The sequence below is a fragment of the Mesorhizobium sp. ZC-5 genome (assembly GCF_025753855.1).
GTDB lineage: Bacteria > Pseudomonadota > Alphaproteobacteria > Rhizobiales > Rhizobiaceae > Neomesorhizobium.
On sequence record NZ_JAOWPT010000006.1, the window covers coordinates 95,611 to 114,460 of the forward strand.

At 61.3% G+C, this 18,850-nt stretch carries 18 protein-coding genes and 1 tRNA gene; 8 read left to right on the forward strand and 11 right to left on the reverse strand.

Annotated features, from left to right (window positions below; genetic code table 11):
* Positions 1-205 precede the first annotated feature (205 nt).
* Positions 206-1,537 (reverse strand): type II toxin-antitoxin system HipA family toxin, encoded by a 1,332-nt coding sequence (locus OHD58_RS17920; protein ID WP_263804781.1) that lies wholly within the window; start codon positions 1,535-1,537, stop codon positions 206-208.
* Positions 1,537-1,791: a helix-turn-helix domain-containing protein gene (locus OHD58_RS17925; protein WP_263804782.1), complete on the reverse strand. Its 255-nt coding sequence runs from the start codon at positions 1,789-1,791 to the stop codon at positions 1,537-1,539. Before OHD58_RS17925 ends, OHD58_RS17920 begins: the two co-directional genes overlap by 1 nt.
* Positions 1,792-2,005: 214 nt before the next feature.
* Here OHD58_RS17925 and OHD58_RS17930 point away from each other — a divergent pair, with 214 nt between their 5' ends.
* Both OHD58_RS17930 and OHD58_RS17935 read left to right on the forward strand, forming a co-directional pair.
* Complete coding sequence (locus tag OHD58_RS17930; RefSeq protein ID WP_263804783.1) at positions 2,006-4,075, forward strand: ATP-dependent helicase; 2,070 nt, start codon at positions 2,006-2,008, stop codon at positions 4,073-4,075.
* A gap of 886 nt (positions 4,076-4,961) precedes the next feature.
* Positions 4,962-6,653 carry a recombinase family protein gene (locus OHD58_RS17935; protein WP_263804937.1) on the forward strand — a complete coding sequence of 564 codons (1,692 nt, stop codon included), beginning with the start codon at positions 4,962-4,964 and terminating at the stop codon, positions 6,651-6,653.
* Here the strand turns inward: OHD58_RS17935 and OHD58_RS17940 are convergent.
* A tRNA-Met gene (locus tag OHD58_RS17940) sits at positions 6,610-6,686 on the reverse strand. The two genes, OHD58_RS17935 and OHD58_RS17940, sit on opposite strands and share 44 nt — an antisense overlap.
* 219 nt (positions 6,687-6,905) lie before the next feature.
* On the opposite strand from OHD58_RS17940, the gene OHD58_RS17945 reads away from it, so the two are divergent.
* Positions 6,906-7,859, forward strand: coding sequence for a Gfo/Idh/MocA family protein (locus OHD58_RS17945; RefSeq protein WP_263804784.1), 954 nt, complete (start codon positions 6,906-6,908; stop codon positions 7,857-7,859).
* A gap of 143 nt (positions 7,860-8,002) precedes the next feature.
* Here OHD58_RS17945 and mnmA read toward each other — a convergent pair whose 3' ends face one another.
* Both mnmA and OHD58_RS17955 read right to left on the reverse strand, forming a co-directional pair.
* Positions 8,003-9,193 (reverse strand): tRNA 2-thiouridine(34) synthase MnmA, encoded by a 1,191-nt coding sequence (gene mnmA, locus OHD58_RS17950; protein ID WP_263804785.1) that lies wholly within the window; start codon positions 9,191-9,193, stop codon positions 8,003-8,005.
* Positions 9,194-9,197: 4 nt separating this feature from the next.
* Complete coding sequence (locus OHD58_RS17955; protein ID WP_263804786.1) at positions 9,198-9,419, reverse strand: hypothetical protein; 222 nt, start codon at positions 9,417-9,419, stop codon at positions 9,198-9,200.
* Positions 9,420-9,511: 92 nt separating this feature from the next.
* On the opposite strand from OHD58_RS17955, the gene OHD58_RS17960 reads away from it, so the two are divergent.
* Complete coding sequence (locus OHD58_RS17960) at positions 9,512-9,787, forward strand: DUF1153 domain-containing protein (protein WP_146299287.1); 276 nt, start codon at positions 9,512-9,514, stop codon at positions 9,785-9,787.
* A 16-nt stretch (positions 9,788-9,803) separates the two neighbouring features.
* Here OHD58_RS17960 and OHD58_RS17965 read toward each other — a convergent pair whose 3' ends face one another.
* Complete coding sequence (locus tag OHD58_RS17965) at positions 9,804-10,673, reverse strand: LysR family transcriptional regulator (protein ID WP_263804787.1); 870 nt, start codon at positions 10,671-10,673, stop codon at positions 9,804-9,806.
* 132 nt (positions 10,674-10,805) lie between these two features.
* Here OHD58_RS17965 and OHD58_RS17970 point away from each other — a divergent pair, with 132 nt between their 5' ends.
* Positions 10,806-12,347: an MFS transporter gene (locus OHD58_RS17970; RefSeq protein WP_263804788.1), complete on the forward strand. Its 1,542-nt coding sequence runs from the start codon at positions 10,806-10,808 to the stop codon at positions 12,345-12,347.
* A gap of 24 nt (positions 12,348-12,371) precedes the next feature.
* Here the strand turns inward: OHD58_RS17970 and OHD58_RS17975 are convergent, their stop codons facing one another.
* A complete protein-coding gene (locus OHD58_RS17975; protein ID WP_318528265.1) occupies positions 12,372-12,809 on the reverse strand; it encodes a paraquat-inducible protein A in 438 nt (145 codons plus the stop codon).
* Positions 12,810-13,002: 193 nt separating this feature from the next.
* Entirely contained in the window at positions 13,003-13,380 is a 378-nt protein-coding gene (locus tag OHD58_RS17980; protein WP_263804790.1) for a flagellar export protein FliJ, read from the reverse strand.
* A 446-nt stretch (positions 13,381-13,826) separates the two neighbouring features.
* On the opposite strand from OHD58_RS17980, the gene ctrA reads away from it, so the two are divergent.
* Complete coding sequence (gene ctrA / locus OHD58_RS17985) at positions 13,827-14,522, forward strand: response regulator transcription factor CtrA (protein ID WP_195163170.1); 696 nt, start codon at positions 13,827-13,829, stop codon at positions 14,520-14,522.
* Between the two features lie 72 nt (positions 14,523-14,594).
* Here the strand turns inward: ctrA and OHD58_RS17990 are convergent, their stop codons facing one another.
* Complete coding sequence (locus tag OHD58_RS17990; protein ID WP_263804791.1) at positions 14,595-14,960, reverse strand: response regulator; 366 nt, start codon at positions 14,958-14,960, stop codon at positions 14,595-14,597.
* A 228-nt stretch (positions 14,961-15,188) separates the two neighbouring features.
* Entirely contained in the window at positions 15,189-15,818 is a 630-nt protein-coding gene (gene chpT, locus OHD58_RS17995) for a histidine phosphotransferase ChpT (RefSeq protein ID WP_263804792.1), read from the reverse strand.
* A gap of 381 nt (positions 15,819-16,199) precedes the next feature.
* Here chpT and OHD58_RS18000 point away from each other — a divergent pair, with 381 nt between their 5' ends.
* Positions 16,200-16,745, forward strand: a complete 546-nt coding sequence (locus OHD58_RS18000; RefSeq protein WP_412177244.1) for a DUF1134 domain-containing protein — start codon at positions 16,200-16,202, stop codon at positions 16,743-16,745.
* A 127-nt stretch (positions 16,746-16,872) separates the two neighbouring features.
* Complete coding sequence (locus OHD58_RS18005; RefSeq protein WP_263804794.1) at positions 16,873-18,006, forward strand: hypothetical protein; 1,134 nt, start codon at positions 16,873-16,875, stop codon at positions 18,004-18,006.
* Positions 18,007-18,031: 25 nt separating this feature from the next.
* On the opposite strand, the gene OHD58_RS18010 is transcribed toward OHD58_RS18005, so the two are convergent.
* Complete coding sequence (locus tag OHD58_RS18010) at positions 18,032-18,829, reverse strand: TrmH family RNA methyltransferase (protein WP_263804795.1); 798 nt, start codon at positions 18,827-18,829, stop codon at positions 18,032-18,034.
* Positions 18,830-18,850: the final 21 nt, after the last annotated feature.

Below are 18,850 nucleotides of genomic sequence, written 5' to 3' on the forward strand. Positions count from 1 at the left end.
CAGAAACACGCAGGCATAAGCTCTGTTCCGCGCCTGGACGCAGAATTGACGAATCGGGCCGAGTCATTGGGGAGTCCGCGTCTGCAGCGAGCACCGCATGACCGCAGAGCTTGGGTGGGGGGCGCGGCCTTCCGCTATCGCGCGCCATGCCGCGCTGCGAGGGCAGGCGGCACGATGACTTCGAAAGAGCGCTGAGGCGCGCTCTTCAGCCGCTGTTATCCTGCAGGCGATCGATATCCACGAGAAAGCGCGCGCGGTGCGCGAGCGCGTTCGCGACCGAGTCGGTAAGTGCGGGCGGAAAGCCTTTCGGCAGCGCGTTGAGGACTTCGGCGAGACGAGGTTCTGCGCTGACGGCGAGATCTTCGAACAGAGCCTTCATCGCCGGCTTGCCGATGCCGGCAAGGGCCGCCGTCTGCATGAAGTGCCGCGGCATGATGTTATGAATAGCATAGTGCCGGTTCTTGCCGACAGACATGGCCAGCTTGAATTTCTTGCGCGATATCTGGTTGGCGTCGAGACTGGGCTGCGCTGTCAGCACATCGTAGAGCGGGGTCAGCCGGTAGCGCCCGCCCGGCGTCAGGAAGATGCTGAAGTTTTTGGCGTGGCCGTCGGTCGCGGCGATCAGCCAGAAAATAACATTCGCCCGCATGAAGGCCATGATGTCTTCATCTGGCGTGTCGCTGCCCTTGAGCAACTCGATGATCGCAGGCAGGCCGGGGCCGCCATCCGACTGGTATTTGCGTGTCGGCGGTACAGACAGGGCCTGGCAGCAATCCTCCTGCGGCACGCGCAGGAGGCGGCCGTCGCGCGCCCATAGCCGGTCAAAGCGCTGCACGACAAGCGTGCGCCTGTCCCCGAAATCCGCAATCTCCGCCTTTGCGGCGGGAACGCCGAAAGCTTCGAGCAACTTCAGGCAAAGATACTCGTTCTCGACGCTGTTCGAGAGGTCGATGCCGTTCGGCAGTTGGCCTATCTGTGGCTTCAGGATGTGGGTGGTGGCGGTCGTGCCGACCGGCTTGAACCAACACCCATCCTGCCGTAGCAGCGCGGTCTTCTCCTGCGCGCCGGCAATCGAGATGCGGAAGTCCTCGTCATCATCGAGACCGAGAGGAGCAGCGGCTAAATTCCTGATCATATCCGCCACCTCGAGGTCGCTGACGGGCTTGCCGTCGATCGCGCCGGGACGGCCGGGGTCGATTCCATCTGGGAGAAACTGCAGCGCCCCGACGCAGTCATGCCCGAGGACTGAGAGCATGCTGTAGGCATCCGTACCATCCGCTCCCACGCGCTCGGCGACGCGCTTGCGGATGGAGTCGTCGTCGGGAAGCAGGTTGTCGAAGACGTTGATCACGCGCGCGCCGACATAGCGGTCTTCGCGCAAGGGTAGCGACAGCGAAACCGGGAAGGTGCCGTGCCAGTCAAGCCATTCCTTTGCATATTGGAAATCAACGGCGCCCGTGGCTTGTCGGCGCAGCACGCCGACAAGCCGACCGTTCTGGAAGATGTTGAGCGGAACATGGGCGGGGCGCCTTGCCATCAAAACAGGTCCTCGATATCAGCGGCGCTGCCCTTGCTGCGCGGGCGCACCACAAGTTCGAGGCCAAGGGCCGAGAGCGCGGCCATGAGCGTGCGAAGCTGGACGGCAGGTTCCCCAGCTTCAAGGCGGGACACCGTGCCCTGGCGCAGGTGGATGTGGGCGCCTACCGCGCCTTGCGTAAGGCCGGCATGCTTGCGAGCCCGGCGCAGGATGGCGCCGAGTTGTTTTTCGTTGCGGGCGATTTGTTCGGTCATCGGGAGAACCTCCGATACCAATATACGTAATCGCGTATACAAAAGCAATATACTGGTTTGCGTATAAAACAATACTATGCGAATTCGCGTATAATCCAGACATATACGCGATGCCGTGTGAGTCTCGCCTATAGACAGGGGAGGGTAAACGATACATTGGAACAAAACAGGAAACGTGGTTCTGTCAGGAACCTTCCTCCAGCCGATTCGCCTCATGTCTGTCGCCTATTTCGAGAACCTGAATATGGAACAGCGCCGCGCGGTGGAGCACGGCGTTGCTATCTCTGACGGAGCAGACGGCGGCCCGCTTCTGATCATCGCCGGCGCAGGATCGGGAAAGACAAACACGCTGGCTCATCGGGTCGGTCATCTGATTGTCAATGGCGCCGATCCGCGCCGTATTCTGCTGATGACGTTCTCCAGGCGCGCCGCAAGTGAGATGGCGCAGCGGGTCGAGCGCATCTGCGGCCAGGTCCTGGGTACCAATGCCGGTATCATGACGGATGCACTGACCTGGGCCGGCACCTTCCATGGAATTGGTGCACGGCTGTTGCGCCACTACGCCGAGCAGATAGGCCTTGATCCCGCCTTCACCATTCATGACCGAGAAGACAGCGCCGACCTGATGAACCTCGCTCGGCACGAGCTTGGCTTTTCCAGGATGGAAAGCCGGTTTCCCACAAAGGCTACCTGTCTCACGATATACTCGCGCGCCGTCAATTCAGAACGACCGATCGAGGAGGTTCTTGGCAGCTTCTTTCCGTGGTGTGCGGGCTGGAACAGCCAACTGCGCGCACTGTTTGCCGCTTACGTGGAAGCCAAGCAGGCGCAGAACGTTCTCGATTACGACGACCTGCTGCTTTACTGGGCGCAGACCGTCAGCGACCCGATGCTTGCCGACGATATCGGCGGTCGCTTCGACCATGTACTGGTCGATGAATATCAGGACACCAATCGTCTCCAGGCTTCAATCCTCATGGCTTTGAAACCGGACGGCCGCGGCCTCACGGTCGTCGGTGACGATGCGCAGTCGATTTATTCGTTCCGTGCAGCCTGCGTGCGCAACATCCTCGATTTCCCGGCTGCGTTCAGCCCCCCCGCTGCAATTGTGACGCTCGACCGCAACTATCGCTCGACCCAGCCGATCCTTGCCGCAGCCAACGGCGTGATCGAGATGGCGGCAGAGCGGTTCACAAAAAACCTTTGGAGCGAACGCCAGTCGGCCGAGCGGCCGCGGATCGTAACCGTGCGCGACGAAACCGAGCAGGCCCGCTACATCGTCCAACAGGTCCTGGAAAACCGCGAGGTTGGGACCACGCTGAGGCAGCAGGCAGTGCTCTTCAGGACGTCAAGCCACAGCGGACCACTGGAGGTCGAATTGACCCGGCGAAACATCCCCTTCGTCAAGTTCGGTGGTCTGAAGTTCCTCGACAGCGCTCATGTAAAGGACATGCTGGCCGTGCTGCGTTTTGCGCAAAACCCGCGCGATCGCGTTGCCGGTTTCAGGCTAATGCAATTGCTCCCAGGTGTCGGACCAACGTCTGCGCAGCGGATTCTTGATGCGATGACCGACCAGCCGGAACCATTGAGAGCGTTGACCGGAATGCCAATGCCTCCCCGCGTCGGCGATAGCTGGCAAGGGTTTGTCGACATGCTTGAGCAACTTCGCTCGGGCAAGGCCGGATGGCCGGCAGAGATCGAGCAGGCGCGACGCTGGTATGAGCCACATCTCGAACGCATCCACGAGGATGCAACAGTCCGCAAGGCCGATCTCGTCCAGCTTGAGCAGATCGCGGCGGGATATCCGTCTCGCGAACGGTTTCTGACCGAGCTGACGCTGGATCCGCCCACTGCTACGAGCGATCAATCAGGTATTCCAAATCTGGACGAGGACTATCTGATCCTCTCGACGATCCATTCCGCTAAGGGGCAGGAGTGGAAGTCCGTGTTCGTGCTCAACACGGTGGATGGGTGCATTCCTTCGGATTTGGGTGTCGGCACCACAGCCGACCAGGAGGAGGAACGGCGCCTGTTATATGTTGCCATGACGCGGGCGAAGGACAGCCTGCACCTCATCACGCCACAGCGCTTCTTCACGCATGGTCAGAACGCGCGAGGCGATAGGCATGTCTATGCAGCCCGCACCCGCTTTATCCCGGCCAGCCTGCTGGAGCTTTTCGAGTGTTGTGCGTGGCCAGTCGTTGCAGTCGGCCAGACCGCGCGGTCGGATGTCCGGCAGCCTCGACTTGACGTCCGCGCGCAGATGCGGGGGATGTGGCGGTAAAGAAGACGCGTTTGATCCGGCGGCTCCTGATCGTTGCATTCCGTGTTTCAGGATGAGCAAGGATCGTCAAGCTCTTGACCAGCTGGGTGGTGTATTCCCGTTCTTGGGCTGGCAAAAAGGCTCAGGGTTACCGATGCGGTGGTGTTGAGGCAAAGGCCGTCTGGGATTTATGTCCATCAGAGGGGCAAGTTCGCCTTTTCAATCGCGACAAACACGCTGGCCCAGCGAAGCTGATGGGTTCGCGCTGCAGTGACGGCGGCGGCGAGCACCGGACATTCTCCCTCCGCCGGCATGGCTTCACGCAGGTCCGGCTGGTGGCTGCGCAGGATATTCACCGCCTCGGGGAAGCATGCCAGTGTGGTCTTCGCAGACGCTGCCTTTGCGACACAACCGTGAACGCTAAATCTCCACCACTAACGAATGTCGAAGTCGTCTGCCGCCGTATATCCTCCAACCCCAACGGCCTGACAGTAAGAGGGAAAAGACTCGGTGATAGGCGAGACTTGAGTAAATTCAGGTCGGAGTGCCCCCTTCGCACGACACAAGGACGAGACCTCTTTCATGCACGGGCGATCCGACAAACGATCAGATCGCTATGGCAAAGTTAGGTGACAACGGCAGGAAAGGAATCGCGGCGTGTCAATCGCAGTCGCAAGCGCAAGGCTTTTCCCGTCTCATCTCCACATTAAGGCAGCGGCCGTCATCACTGGATGCTGGCAATTGTGAATGCAACATCAGTGGGGAATCCGTCGAGACGAGCGTCCCCGACCAGCCCAATAGTCATCCGACCAATCTTCCAGATGATTTTCAGCGGCGACTGATGGTCTCGCTTGCAAAGCGAGCCGCCCGCGAGGACTATGAGCGATCATTGCGCGAGGGATAACATATGGCACGCGCCGCGATTTATGCTCGTTTCTCAACAAACCTCCAATCCGATCGCTCCATTGACGATCAGGTGACGCTCTGCCGCGCCTATGCAATCCAGAACGGCTATGACGTTGCGAAAGTCTACATGGATGCGGCCAAGTCTGGCGCGTCCATGCACAATCGCGACGGCATCCGCGACCTGATGGCTGACGCCATGATGGGCCAGTTCGAGGTCGTGATTGTTGAGGCTCTGGACCGCTTGTCGCGCGACATGGAAGACCTCGCCGGAATCAGCAAGCGGCTAAAGTTTTTGGATATCGATCTCGTCGGTGTCCATGACGGGAAGGCGAGCACGGTCACCGTTGGCCTTCGCGGGCTCGTCGGCCAATTGTTTCGGGAGGACAACGCGCACAAGGTTCGGCGCGGCCTAGCCGGGCGCGTGGCACAGGGACTTTCTGGAGGCGGGCAGGCTTATGGTTACCGGCCCGATCCGCTGAGCAAGGGTAAGATGTTGATCGTTGAAGATGAGGCCGAAGTCATCCGTCGTGTTTTTCGCGAATACGCCGATGGCCTATCGCCCCGCCAAATCGCTTACGGCCTGAACAAGGACCGTGTCGCACCGCCGCGGGACGGCGAGCGTTGGAACGCTTCCACGATCATCGGTTCTGCCAAACGCGCCAACGGTATCCTGCATAACAGTCTCTATGTCGGCATACGCACCTGGAATCGGGTCACGATGATAAAGGACCCAGACACGGGCAGGCGCGTAAGCAGGCCAAATCCTGAAAGTGAATGGAAGCGAGTACATGTTTCAGAGCTTCGCATTGTTCCGCAAGACCTATGGGAGCTCGCGCAAGGTGCACGCCGGCAGCGTGTCACGCCAGAAGTCGCTTCAAAAATGCGTAGGCCGAAGCGGCTCCTGTCGGGTCTGTTAAAGTGCGGTGCGTGCGGCGCGGGAATGTCTACCATGGGAGCCGACAAAACCGGAAGGGTTCGGGTCCGATGCACCGCTGCACATGAGAGTGGGACGTGTCCGGACCCTCGCACCTTCTATCTCGATACGGTCGAAAAATTAGTAGTTGGAAGCCTCGTAGCCAAACTGCGTTCGCACGAGAATCTGGCGACCTACATCGCCGCTTATCAGGAGGAGCGGCAACGGCTGATCGGCGACAAAGCGGCGAAGCGCATCAAGTTTGAGCGCGACTTAGAAGTCGCCAAACGGGAAATGTCCCGCATCGTCGATCAGATTGCCAAGGGCATTGTGGAAGGTGAGGAAGTGGCCGATGAGATCAAGGCCATCCGGGAGCGCCGGAAGGGCATTGAAGCCGAACTGGCGGTGCAGCCCGAAGTCGAGAAAGCCGTGACTTTTCTACCAGCCGCAGCGCAACGATTCGAACGCGCGATGCGCGACTTGCACGAAGCATTCAGGGCGGGTGGAGTCGCGGGGATCAGCGAAAGCGCTGGTTTCCTTAGGGAAATCGTGTCTACGGCCACGCTCTTCCGCAAGGGAGACGGAACCGGCGTCGAGGTCGAGGTTAGAGGCCACTTAAAAGGCCTCCTTTCCAGTCAAACTACTGCAAAGACTGGTGAGGGGATTGATGGGCGCCGAGGACCGCTACAAACGGTCCCCGCCACGAACATAGCCCGCACAAAGTTGTGGGGATCGATGGTAGCGGGAGAGGGACTTGAACCCCCGACCCCAGGATTATGATTCCCGTGCTCTAACCAACTGAGCTACCCCGCCATCCGGTCAACGCTGCGTCGGTTGAGCCGCGAGATTGCCGCGGGCCCACCGGCCAGCGCCGAGGTCGCGCGGATATAAGGTTGCGATGCCAAAGCTGTCAAGCGTTGTAAGAGGCGGTTCCGGCGACAAGATGCCGGTTCCCCGGCACGCAGCCGCGCGGGGTTGAGTTCCATCCTCCGCATCGTTATGTCTCCGCCACGCATTTTGGTTATGGGATTGATGAAACCGCGCATCGCCGTTCTTGGTTGCGGCTATTGGGGCAGCAACCACATCCGCACGCTCAAGTCGCTTGGCGTTCTTCACGCGGTCTCCGACGCCAACCGTGCGCGCGCCGAGGGTTTCGCCAGCGAGCAGGAATGCCTGGCGATCGATCCTGACGAGATTTTCTCTCGCTCCGACGTCGATGCCATCGTGATGGCGCTGCCGCCGCAGTTCCACGCGGAATGCGCCATCAAGGCGGTCGAAAACGGCAAGGACGTGCTTGTCGAGAAGCCGATCGCCCTTACGGTGGACGATGCCAAGCGCGCGGTGGCGGCGGCGGAAGCAAACAAGCGCATCTTCATGGTCGGCCACGTGTTGCGCTTCCATCCCGCCTTCGAGAAGCTCAAGCAGCTGATCGACAGCGGTGAACTCGGCGAGATCAAATACATCCACTCGCACCGGCTGGGGCTCGGAAAGTTTCATACCGAAAACGACGCGCTGTGGGACCTGGCGCCGCACGATCTGTCGATGATCCTTGCCATCACGGGCACAGAGCCGGTCGAGATTCGGGGCGAGGGCGCAGCACTGCTCGACCACCTCAGCGATTTCGCGCATCTCCACATGCGCTTTCCCAATGGGCTGAGAAGCCATCTTTTCACGTCACGGCTCAACCCCTACCGCGAACGCCGGCTGACGGTGGTCGGCACCAAGGCGATGGCGGTGTTCGACGACGTCGAGCCGTGGGATCGCAAGCTCGCCGTCTACCGTCACGCTGTATGGCAGGACAGCGGCCAGTGGGCGTTCACCCAGAATGAGCCGTCCTATCTGCCGGTCGAGGAAGGCATGCCGCTGACGCGCGAACTGCAGCATTTCCTGTCGTGCATCGAGACCCGCGAGCCGCCGCGCACCAGCGGCGAGGAAGGCATTTCCGTGCTTCAGATACTGACCGCGGGCACCGTCATGCACGACTGACCGGTCGCGGTCAGCCTTCAGCTAATGCATGTCGCCCGAAAGTGTCCTCGGTTTCGGATAACGACATGCATCAAATCAAAGAATCTGAAGCGCAGCCGCCGAATCCTGTTCGGCGCGACGCGCTTTAGAATGAACCTTTTCGATCATTCCGCCGGAATGTGCGCGGGCATCGCCGCCAGCCGGCTGAGCATCGCCTCCGCTTCGGCGCCCCGCTCGGAGCGCTCGATGAAGCCGCCGCCGAACACGCGCGCCTCGTCTCCGTCATCGTCGTAGAGGACGCAGGCCTGGCCGGGCGCAATGCCGGATTCGCCGTCCACCAGTTCGACCCATGCGCGGCCGGCATGCTGGTGCAGCACCGCGGGCCGCGGCGGCCGCGTCGAACGCACCTTGGCGAACAGTTCGAGCCCTTCTGCGGGAATATCCTTCAGGCTGACATCGCCCAGCCAGTTCATGGCGCGCAGGAAGATCTTGTGGGTCTCCAGCGCTTCGCGCGGACCGACGACGACGCGGGCGCGCTCGGCGTCGAGATGCACGACATAGAGCGGCTCGCCCGACGCAATGCCGATGCCGCGCCGCTGACCGATCGTGTAGCGCAAGATGCCCTCATGGCGGCCAAGCACGCGGCCGTCGATATGGACGATGTCGCCCGGAGAGGCCGCCTGCGGCTTCAGCTTGGCGATGATGTCCGAATACTTGCCCTGCGGCACGAAGCAGATGTCCTGGCTGTCGGCCTTCGCGGCGACGGTGAGGCCCATTTCCTCGGCCACCGCACGCACGGCCGGCTTCGACATGCCGCCGAGGGGAAAGCGCAGGTAGTCGATCTGTTCCTGGGTGGTGGCAAACAGGAAGTAGCTCTGGTCGCGGTCGGCGTCGACCGGGCGATAGAGCGCCCGGTGCGCACCGATGGCGCGGCTGCGAATATAATGGCCGGTGGCCAGCGCGTCGGCGCCGAGCTCGCGGGCGGTGGCGAGCAGATCGGCGAACTTGACGGTCTGGTTGCACGACACGCAAGGGATCGGCGTCTCGCCCGAGACGTAGCTTTCGGCGAACGGGTCGATCACCGCCTTGCGGAAGCGCTCCTCGTAATCGAGCACGTAGTGCGGGATGCCGAGCGTTTCGGCGACACGCTGCGCGTCGGCGATGTCCTGGCCGGCGCAGCAGGAGCCGGTGCGATGGGTAGCCGCGCCATGATCGTAGAGCTGCAGCGTCACGCCGACGACATCGTAGCCCTCGCGCTTCAAAAGGCCGGCAACGACGGACGAATCGACACCGCCCGACATCGCAACGACGATGCGGGTCTCTTCAGGGCGTCCCGGAAGGTCCAGGCTGTTCATGATCTCAAATTTCCGCGGTTCGGAGTCCGGGCTTCATGCCAATGCCGGCAATATAGGTCAAGCGCCGGGGAAGCGCCACCATTGCGGGAAAGCCAATGGCGGTGACCGATCGGACCAGCGCTTCCGGCGGTTGCAAGGGATCGCTTGCCCAGCGAACGGTTGCATAAAAACTGAATTGAAATGGAACATGAATGCTAACAGCCGCTTCACTATCCTTAACTATCATTACCTTTCGCTTACCAAGCGCTTAGGCAATTTTTAAAGCCATCGCGTTATGGTGAACGTGATTGGGTCTTTGAGTTTTGTGTAGAGAGTAGAATGACCGATCTGGTTAGACCGCGAGTCAAATATGTTATTGGGCCCGACGGCAGTCCGCTTACGATTGCCGATCTGCCGCCGACGAACACACGACGCTGGGTTATCCGGCGCAAGGCGGAAGTCGTTGCAGCCGTGCGTGGCGGGCTGCTCAGCCTTGACGAGGCATGCCAGCGCTACAAGCTGACGGTCGAGGAATTCCTCTCCTGGCAGGCATCCATCGACGAATATGGACTTGCCGGCCTGCGCACCACACGCATCCAGCAATACAGGCACTGAGGGGACACGGGTCCGGTCAGGAAGCCGCCGCTGCCGGACCGCCTCCCATGTCCACGATCATCTGACCGAATGCCTGGGCCGCCGGCGTCTTGCCGTTGGCGCTCCAGACAAGCGTGAAATTGCCGCTTGGCAGCCTCGGCAGGCCATAGTGGCCGTCGACGATTTTCATTCCCGGCTCCACCTCTTCCCGGGTCAGTGCCGTGATGGCGAGCCCCGCCTGCACCGCCGCGCGAATGCCGTGCGGGCTCGGCGAGGTGAAAACCGTGTGCCACTCGACCGGCGTTTCGCCGAGCGCATCCAGCCCGACATGCCGGTTGACGCATCCCGGCAGCGACAGCGCCAGGGGCAGCGGTTCATCCTCGGCCGCCTCGAACGTGTCGGACGCAACCCAGACGAAGTCCGCCGTTCTCAGCACCGTGCCGACATCGTCGTCCTTGGCCGTCGACATCACCACGCCGAGATCGAGTTCGCCGGCATGGACCATCTTGCGCAGGTCGAGATAGGTGCTGACATGCACGTCGAGCCGGACGCCGGGGAAGGCGCGGGCGAAGCGGCGCAGCAGGATGGGCAGCCGATCGCCGAGGAAAGGCTCCGGCACCCCGACCCGCACCACGCCTGACACCGGCGACGGCCGGAAGCGGCCGGCCAGCGCATCGAGCATCTGCAGGATCTGCTGGGCATGGCGCAGGAAATCCTCGCCATCTTCCGTAAGCGTCAGGCTGCGCGTCGTGCGGTGAAGCAGCGGCCGGCCCACCTGCTCCTCCAGCCGGCGGATCTGATGGCTGATCGCGGATTGCGTCAGATGCAGCTGCCGCGCCGCACGCGAAAAGCCGCCGGCTTCCTTCACGGCAACGAAAGCGCGAAGCAGGGTGGGGTCGAAGTCCATTCGATTAATGACAACCCATAATCAGTGCGATGAAGTTAAATCATTTCTATCATGAGTGATGCGCGCCTACAAGCACGGCTCCGATGCGGCGGCAGGCTATTCGCCGCCCAGGCCAGCCTGAGAAAGAGCCCGATGATCCCCCTCGACAAAAACACGATTGCCCTTGTTGCCGTCTGCCTCGCCGCGCTGATGTTCGGCCTCGAAATCTCGAGCGTGCCGGTGATCCTGCCGATCCTCGAAAGGGAGATGGGTGCCGGTTTCAGCGACCTGCAATGGATCATGAACGCCTACACCATCGCCTGCACCACCGTGCTGATGGCGACCGGAACGCTGGCCGACCGCTATGGCCGCAAGCGCATTTTCGTTTTCAGCCTGGCGCTGTTCGGCGTCACGTCCCTGCTTTGCGGCCTCGCCGAAAATGCGGCGGTGCTGATTGTCGCGCGGTTCCTGCAAGGCATGGGCGGTGGCGCCATGCTGATCTGTTCGATTGCCATTCTCTCGCATCAGTTCCGCGAGGGCGGCGAGCGCGCCAGGGGCTTTGCGATATGGGGCGTCATCAGCGGCATCGGCCTCGGTTTCGGCCCCATCATCGGCGGCATGATCGTTGCCGCTGCGGGCTGGCCGTGGGTTTTCCTGGTCCACGTTCCGCTGACCGTGCTGACGCTCCTGCTTGTCGTTGCCGGCGTGGGCGAATCCAGCGATCCGGAGGCGGAAAGGCTGGATGTCGCCGGCATCGTCACCTTGTCGGTGGCGGTCTTCGGGCTGGTTTATTTCATCACCCAGGGCCCCGAACTCGGCTTTTCCAGCGCCGCCGCGATCGGCATCCTTGCCGTTTCGGTGCTTGCCTTCATCCTGTTCGTCTGCGCCGAAAAGCTCAACGCGCGTCCGATGTTCGACTTCTCCGTCTTCCGGATCCGCAATTTCTCCGGCGCCATCGTCGGCTGCGTCGGCATGAATTTCAGCTTCTGGCCGTTCATGATCTATTTGCCGATCTATTTTCAGGTCGGACTGGGTTACGACGCCGTGGCCACGGGCCTGTCGCTGCTGGCCTATACGCTGCCGACGCTGATACTGCCGCCGTTGGCCGAGCGGCTGGCGCTGCGTTATCAGCCGCGCATCGTCATTCCGGCCGGCCTTGCCACCATCGGCCTGGGCTTCATGCTGATGCGATACGGGAGCAGCGTCGAGCAGGCCAGCTGGCTGACGATGCTGCCCGGTTGCCTGATGGCCGGGATCGGGCTCGGCATAACCCACACGCCGGTAACCAACACGACCACCGGCTCCGTTCCGGGCTCCCGCTCCGGCATGGCCAGCGGCATCGACATGAGCGCGCGGCTGATCACGCTCGCCATCAACATAGCCGCGATGGGTTTTGTCCTGCGCGAAGGCATTTTGGCCCATTTGCGCGGTGCGCTCGCCGCGTCCGTCGAGCCCGCCCGCCTGCAATCGGCCGCCGAAAAGATCGCCGCGGGCGACGTGACATCGCTTGCGCAAAATCTGCCTGAGCTGTCGTTGCTGGATACACCTGGAGCCGTCGTCCATGCGGCGCTCGTGAACGGCTTTGGCTGGGTGATGCTCTACGGCGGCATCGGGGTCTGGGTGCTGGCCGCGCTCAGCTTCGCGATCTTCGGCCGGTCCGCTAACGTCGCACCTCAGGAATGCCGGGCAGGCTAATGCATGTCGCCCGAAACATGCGCTTCAGGACGCGGCCGATGGCGTGCGCTTGACAAGTGCGGATGCTGTTGCCGTCAGCAGCACCGACGCCGCGAAAAACCACAGGCCGGGCTTGGTGAAGGCGGTTGCCAGCCCGCTGGTCTTGGCCGCGAAGATCACCAGCGCCACCAGCAACACGTCCAGCATCGACCAGTTGGAAAGCATCCGGAACCAGCCCGGGACGGCGGTTTCAGGTCGCCCATAGGCGGCGTTGTGCAGCAATGCGAGCTTCATGGCGGGAAACGCGATCGAAAAAAGCCCGACGGTCGCGGCAAGCAGCCAGTCGCCGCCGGCCCACAAGGCGGCGACCATCCCGACCAGCGACGGCTCGTCGGTGAAGAAGAACAGCCGTTCGACATGAATGAGCGGCAGGGCGATGCCGAAGGCAAAGCAGACCGAGGCAAGAAACAGAATCGGAGGCAACAGGCGCCGCATCGGCAAGCTATAGCGAAGGATCGTGCCGCGAAGAAGCGGCTGCCGCTGCGCTTTTTCCCTGGAGCAGTGGGTCGTCCGGCTCGCCGCCCGGAAAAGCGTGGCGCGCCTGCGCCGGCTTGGACGAGGTAAATGCGGTACGTCAGACGACTGCGATGCGGGAAGGATTATCCGGCTGCGTGGGTCAGCCGATCATCGCGTTGCGGCCGTCGGTGCCTGTTTCGCGCATCTTGCTGTCCCGCGATTCCAGCATTTCCGCCTTGGACAGCTCCGCTTCAGCTTCGGCAAGTATGGATTCGGCGGCACTTTTCTGCTGTGCGAGGTCAAATTGGGAGTTCTTGAGATTGTCTCGCCGCAACCGGGCCGCTTTTGCGAAGGTCGGATAGGCGAAATGGTTCATGTCGGTGATGCCGGCCTTCTTCTCTTCGGCGACGATCTGCACCTCCAGCTCGGTGGCCATGCGGTCGAATTCAGCGATCATCATGTCGAGCTGCATGAGCTGACGGCGTTTCTCGCTGACCTGAAATTGCTTCAGCCGAACGAGGTTCTCACGTGACTTCATGTCTCGGTACTCCAACGCAGTTACTCAGGCCTACCGGCCGCAACTCACTTCCGACACCGCACCGTCCCCGACTTCACCGCTTTTACGGACCACTTGGGAAACAAATTCCTAAGATTCTGGTCCTTTGGTAACCATTCGTTTACGGGCATTGTTAATCATACGCGTCAGGACTTAAGGCAGGGTAAAAATTCAAGTTCGACGGGTGGGTGCCAAAAACCAGGTTCCAGAGTCAAATAGTCTGGTTTGTTAATGTAGCGCGTTAACGTCTGGTCGATGCGATTCATCATTAGATTCAAGAGGGTGTGGCCACGAGCTGAAAAATCTGATATCGCTTGTCAGGCGGAATTAGATTTTGTTAACCATTCGGTGGCAGCCTCCGATTCAAGGCAATCACTGCGCCGGTCCGGATCCGCGAAAATGGTCCGGTCGCAGAAAAGGGGAATGAAATGCGCGTTCTGCTGATTGAAGACGACAGTGCAACCGCACAAAGCATCGAATTGATGCTGAAATCGGAGAGCTTCAACGTCTATACGACCGACCTCGGCGAAGAGGGGGTCGATCTTGGAAAACTCTACGATTACGACATTATTCTCCTCGACCTGAACCTTCCGGACATGTCGGGCTACGAAGTGCTCCGCACGCTGCGTCTTTCCAAGGTGAAGACGCCGATCCTGATCCTTTCCGGCATGGCCGGCATCGAGGACAAGGTGCGCGGGCTTGGTTTCGGCGCCGACGACTACATGACGAAGCCGTTCCACAAGGACGAACTGGTCGCCCGCATCCATGCCATCGTGCGCCGCTCGAAGGGACATGCCCAGTCGGTCATCACGACCGGCGACCTGATCGTCAATCTCGACGCCAAGACCGTCGAAGTCGGCGGCCAGCGGGTGCATCTGACCGGCAAGGAATACCAGATGCTGGAGCTGCTCTCGCTCCGCAAGGGGACCACGCTGACCAAGGAAATGTTCCTCAACCATCTCTATGGCGGCATGGACGAGCCCGAACTGAAGATCATCGACGTCTTCATCTGCAAGCTGCGCAAGAAGCTTGATGCGGCTTCCGGCGGCCAGAATTACATCGAAACGGTGTGGGGCCGCGGCTACGTGCTGCGCGAGCCGGAAGAAATTCGCGAAAGCGCCTGATAGAGAATAGTGAATAGTGAATACAAAAGGGTGGCCAAGAGCCACCCTTTTGTTTCTAGCACTACTCACTACTCACGCCGCCTGAAGCGCGCGGAACCGTTCCAGTAGTTGCGGCCGGTTGAACGGCTTCAACAGGTATCCCTGGGCGCCGGCACGCTTGGCGCGCATGATCGCGCCGATGTCGACTTCGGTGAGGCAGATGACGATCTGGGGTTTCACCGGCGCGTCGAAAGCGCGGGCCCGCCGGATGAATTCGATTGCCGACATGTCGGGCAGGGTGCCGTCGACCACGATGATGTCGGGCATCTCAAGCGAGCACATCTCCAGGGCGTCGTAACCGGACGCGGCTTCGATGATGATCATGTCCGACCCGCCGAGAATACGCTTGGCGACCTTGCGGATCACGCTTGAATCGTCGACGAACATGCAGCGTTTCATTTCCCGTCCTTCCTGCGACCCGACCGAGCCGGAAACGTTCGGGCGGCATGACCCAACGTATCCATTTCATGTAAAGAACCAGAAAATCGGAAATATAAAGTTTTCAGAAAAGCGGCAGTGCATCTTTTCGGCAGTTTTTCTCAAAAAACTTGGTCCAAAGCGCATCGCGCCGAAATAAGATTCGGCGGCCGCTTCAGCAGGCCGGCATCACCTGAATATCAACACACCTTATGAAGCCGTCAGCACGATTTCTTCCGCGGTTGCACGGATCGAGATCGTCATTCCTGCTTCGCGCGCTAGGAGCAGCGTGTAGTAGGGCTGCACCGCATGCGCGTCGATGGCTTCTTCCGGCTTGTTGCCGGAATGCATCTCGAGGAACTTCGGCGGCACGCGCACCATCGGGCCGCTCGCGGCAAGCGTGAACTTCGGCTCGGTCTCGACATTTTCAAGCGTTACCGTGATCTTGCCGCCGCGCGGGATCGCGCCGTTGGCGATGAGGATCAGGTTGAGCAGCAGCTTGACCTTGTTTTTCGGCAACAGCGCGCGACCGCCGTTCCAGATCAGTTCGGGCTTCTCGTTCTTGAGGAACGCGATGGCAACGGCTTCGGCGTCGCCTGTATCGATCAGCATACCGGCCGAACCGGCGGCGCCGAAAGCAATGCGTGCGAATTGCAGTCTGGCCGACGCGTTGCGGGCGCTTGTGCGGATCAGGTTCATGGCGTCCTCGTCGGCGCCGCCTTCGTCGAGCAGTTCCAGTCCGTTGTTGATCGCACCGACGGGAGAAATGATGTCATGGCAGACACGGCTGCACAAAAGTGCGGCCAGGTCCGGCGCGGAAAGCGTGAAAAGCTCAGCCATTTCTCAAATGTCCCCGCAGTTCCTAAATAGCGTTTGGTCTGGACCGCTGCGCCAAACCCGGCGAATCATATTTTCGCGTAAACCGCAATCTGGTTATACAGCGCGCGGACAGGCATCAAGAAAACCCGATTAAAATCGTCTCGAAACGATTCGTTCCCTTAAATTTTCGTGTACGTCACCGGCAGCGCGGAAACTTGGGCCCTCGAACTGCCATGTTCATGTGGGAGCTTAATGGTTGAAAAAGGATTACGGCCTAGGTTTGCCGTGATGTGCCGAATCAAGCGACCGCAGAGTCGCGGGGCGGCAGGGCGTCGGCGGATGTGCTCCCGGACGGAGATTGGAAGCATGTTTCCCAGACTAAACAACCGGACCTATTTCCGGATGATCACGGCATCGCTCGCCGTTTTTGCATTTCTCGCCTTTTCGTCATCCGCATCCCGCGCTGAACAATATACCGCGCAGGAGATTGTCGACGCCGGACATTCGTTCTTTGGCGCGACATCCGGCGGTTTGGCGTCGCTGGTGGAAAAAGCGTTCGCGTCCTACGGCTTGCCGAACGGTTATGTCCTGGGCGAGGAAGGATCAGGCGCCATCATCGGCGGGCTGACCTACGGCGAAGGCATGCTCTACACGAAGAATGCCGGCGACCACAAAGTGTTCTGGCAGGGCCCGTCGCTCGGCTTCGACTGGGGCGGCCAGGGTTCCCGTTCGATGATCCTGGTCTACAATCTCGACGATACGAACAACCTCTACAGACGGTTTGTCGGCGTTGCCGGCTCGGCCTATGTCGTGGCCGGACTTGGGTTCAACGTCCTGAAGCATGACAACATGCTTCTGGTTCCGATCCGTACCGGCGTCGGCGCCCGGCTGGGGGTCAATGTCGGCTATCTGAAACTCACCGAAACACCGACCTGGAATCCGTTCTGAACACGCACTCTGGCATTGTTTCGCGCCGCCGCTACTTGACTCCGGCAGGTACGGCGGGCGATGCGGCTCTGGATTTGGCGCTGCGTCTCAATCGAAGACGTCTGCCGCGCGGAACGGGTGAGTTCACGTGATCCAGTCGACGCTGTTTTTCATTCTCGGCTTTTTGTGCGCCGGCTTTCTGGCGCTGATGGTGGCGCCAGCCATCTGGCGGCGGGCGGTCTCACTGACGCGCAAGCGCATCGAGGCGTCGATGCCATTGACGCTGAACGAGATGCAGGCGGAAACCGACCGGGCGCGCGCCGAGGCCGCGATGTCCATCCGGCGGCTCGAAATCAGCGTGAAAGCGCTGAAGGAAAAGGCCGCGAACCAGCTGATCGAGCTCAACCGGAACCGCGAAGAACTCAGGCGTCTCACCGACGAAGCCGGCGGCAAGTCCAGTCTGTTGGCCGGTCTGGAAGCCAGGATGCCTGACTTGCAGACCCGGCTGCGCGAGCGGGAAGAGCAGGTGGCAACCCTTTCCAAACAGCTGATCGAGGCCGACGAGCGGATCGAAAAACAGGCATCGGAACTGAGGAAGCTTGGCCAGACCTATGAGGAGGCGACATTCCTCTCCAGCAGCCGGCAGATCGAGATAGCCGGGCGCGAGTCCGAGATCGAGCGGATTTCGATCGAGACGTCGCGACTGCGCAGCCAGCGCAAGGACATGGAACGCCGCCTGGAAGAGGCGACGACGGAAAGCCAGGCGCTCGAAGACAGCTTGAAAAGCGAGCGCAAGCGCAGCGCCGATCTCGAGGCAACGCTTGAGCAGCGGGAGCGCGAATTGTCGCGTCTGCGCCAGGCGCGGGAGGGCGTGGCGGGTAACGAAAACGACCCCGCGTCGAAACCCGGCGAGCGGGCCAAGGCCCGTTCCGGCGATGGGCAAGCCGACGACAGGCTGGCGCAATTGTCGGCGGAACGCGACCGGCTTGAAAGCCGCCTGACCATCCTGACGCGCGAGAACAAGAAGCTGCGCGGCGGGGCTTCGCAGAACGGCAATGGCGCAGGGGCGCCGGACGACAGTGCGTCGCTGCGCGAACAGATTCACCAGCTGGCGGCCGAGGTGGTGAACCTGACCGCCAAACTCGATGGTGCCGATTCGCCGATCCGCAAGGCCCTGTCGATGCCGTCGGCCGACGGTCCCGAAGGCAGCGCGCCCGGAAGCAGGATCGCCAGCCTCGCCGATCGCATCCGCGCCCTCCAGAAGGCGGCTGCCGGCGATTGAGCCGGACCGCCCAAACGCTTCCCGCCTAATCCTGGCGAAGCCGGTGCAAGGCGATGGCCGATGCGGCGGCGACGTTGAGGCTGTCGAAGCCTTCCGCCATCGGTATCCGCGCGGTTTTCAACCGCTTCAGCAGGGCATCCGGCAGGCCTTCGCCTTCCGTTCCCAGAAACAGCGCCATCCGGTTCGACGGTTTTACATCGCGGATATCGATCGCTCCTCCCGGCGACAGCGCAATCTGCTCGAATTCTTGCCGCGATAGTGCCGTCGCGAGTTCCTGCGCGCCGGCGCCGGCGGCGAACGGCACCTTGAGCACCGCGCCGACCGAGACGCGGATCGCCTTGCGGTAGAGCGGATCGCAACTGGTGTCGTCGAGCAGGACTGCATCAGCGCCGAAAGCCGCGGCATTCCTGAAGATGGCGCCCATGTTGTCGTGATTGGAGATGCCGACCAGCGCGACCACCAGGGCTTTGGCGGGCAACGTCGCCAGCAGTTCTTCGACCGGCAGCGGATCGCGTTTCCTGCCTATCGCCAGGATGCCGCGATGGATGTGGAAGCCGGCGATGGCGTCCATGACGGCGCCGGAGGCCACGTAAAGTGGCAGGTTCCGCGGCGCATGGCGCAAGGTGTCGGCCAGTCCGGCAAGCCGGTTTTCCAGCACGAGGACGGATTCAGCCTCGAAACGCCGCGCCGCAAAAAGCACGTTGAGCACCACCTTGCCTTCGGCCACGAAGCGCCCTTGCCGGCCGGCAAGATCGCGTTCGCGCACGTCGCGGTAGGCGGCGACGCGCGGATCGTCGGGATCGTCGATGCGGATCGGGTGCATTTATCTCCATCCACCCGGCAT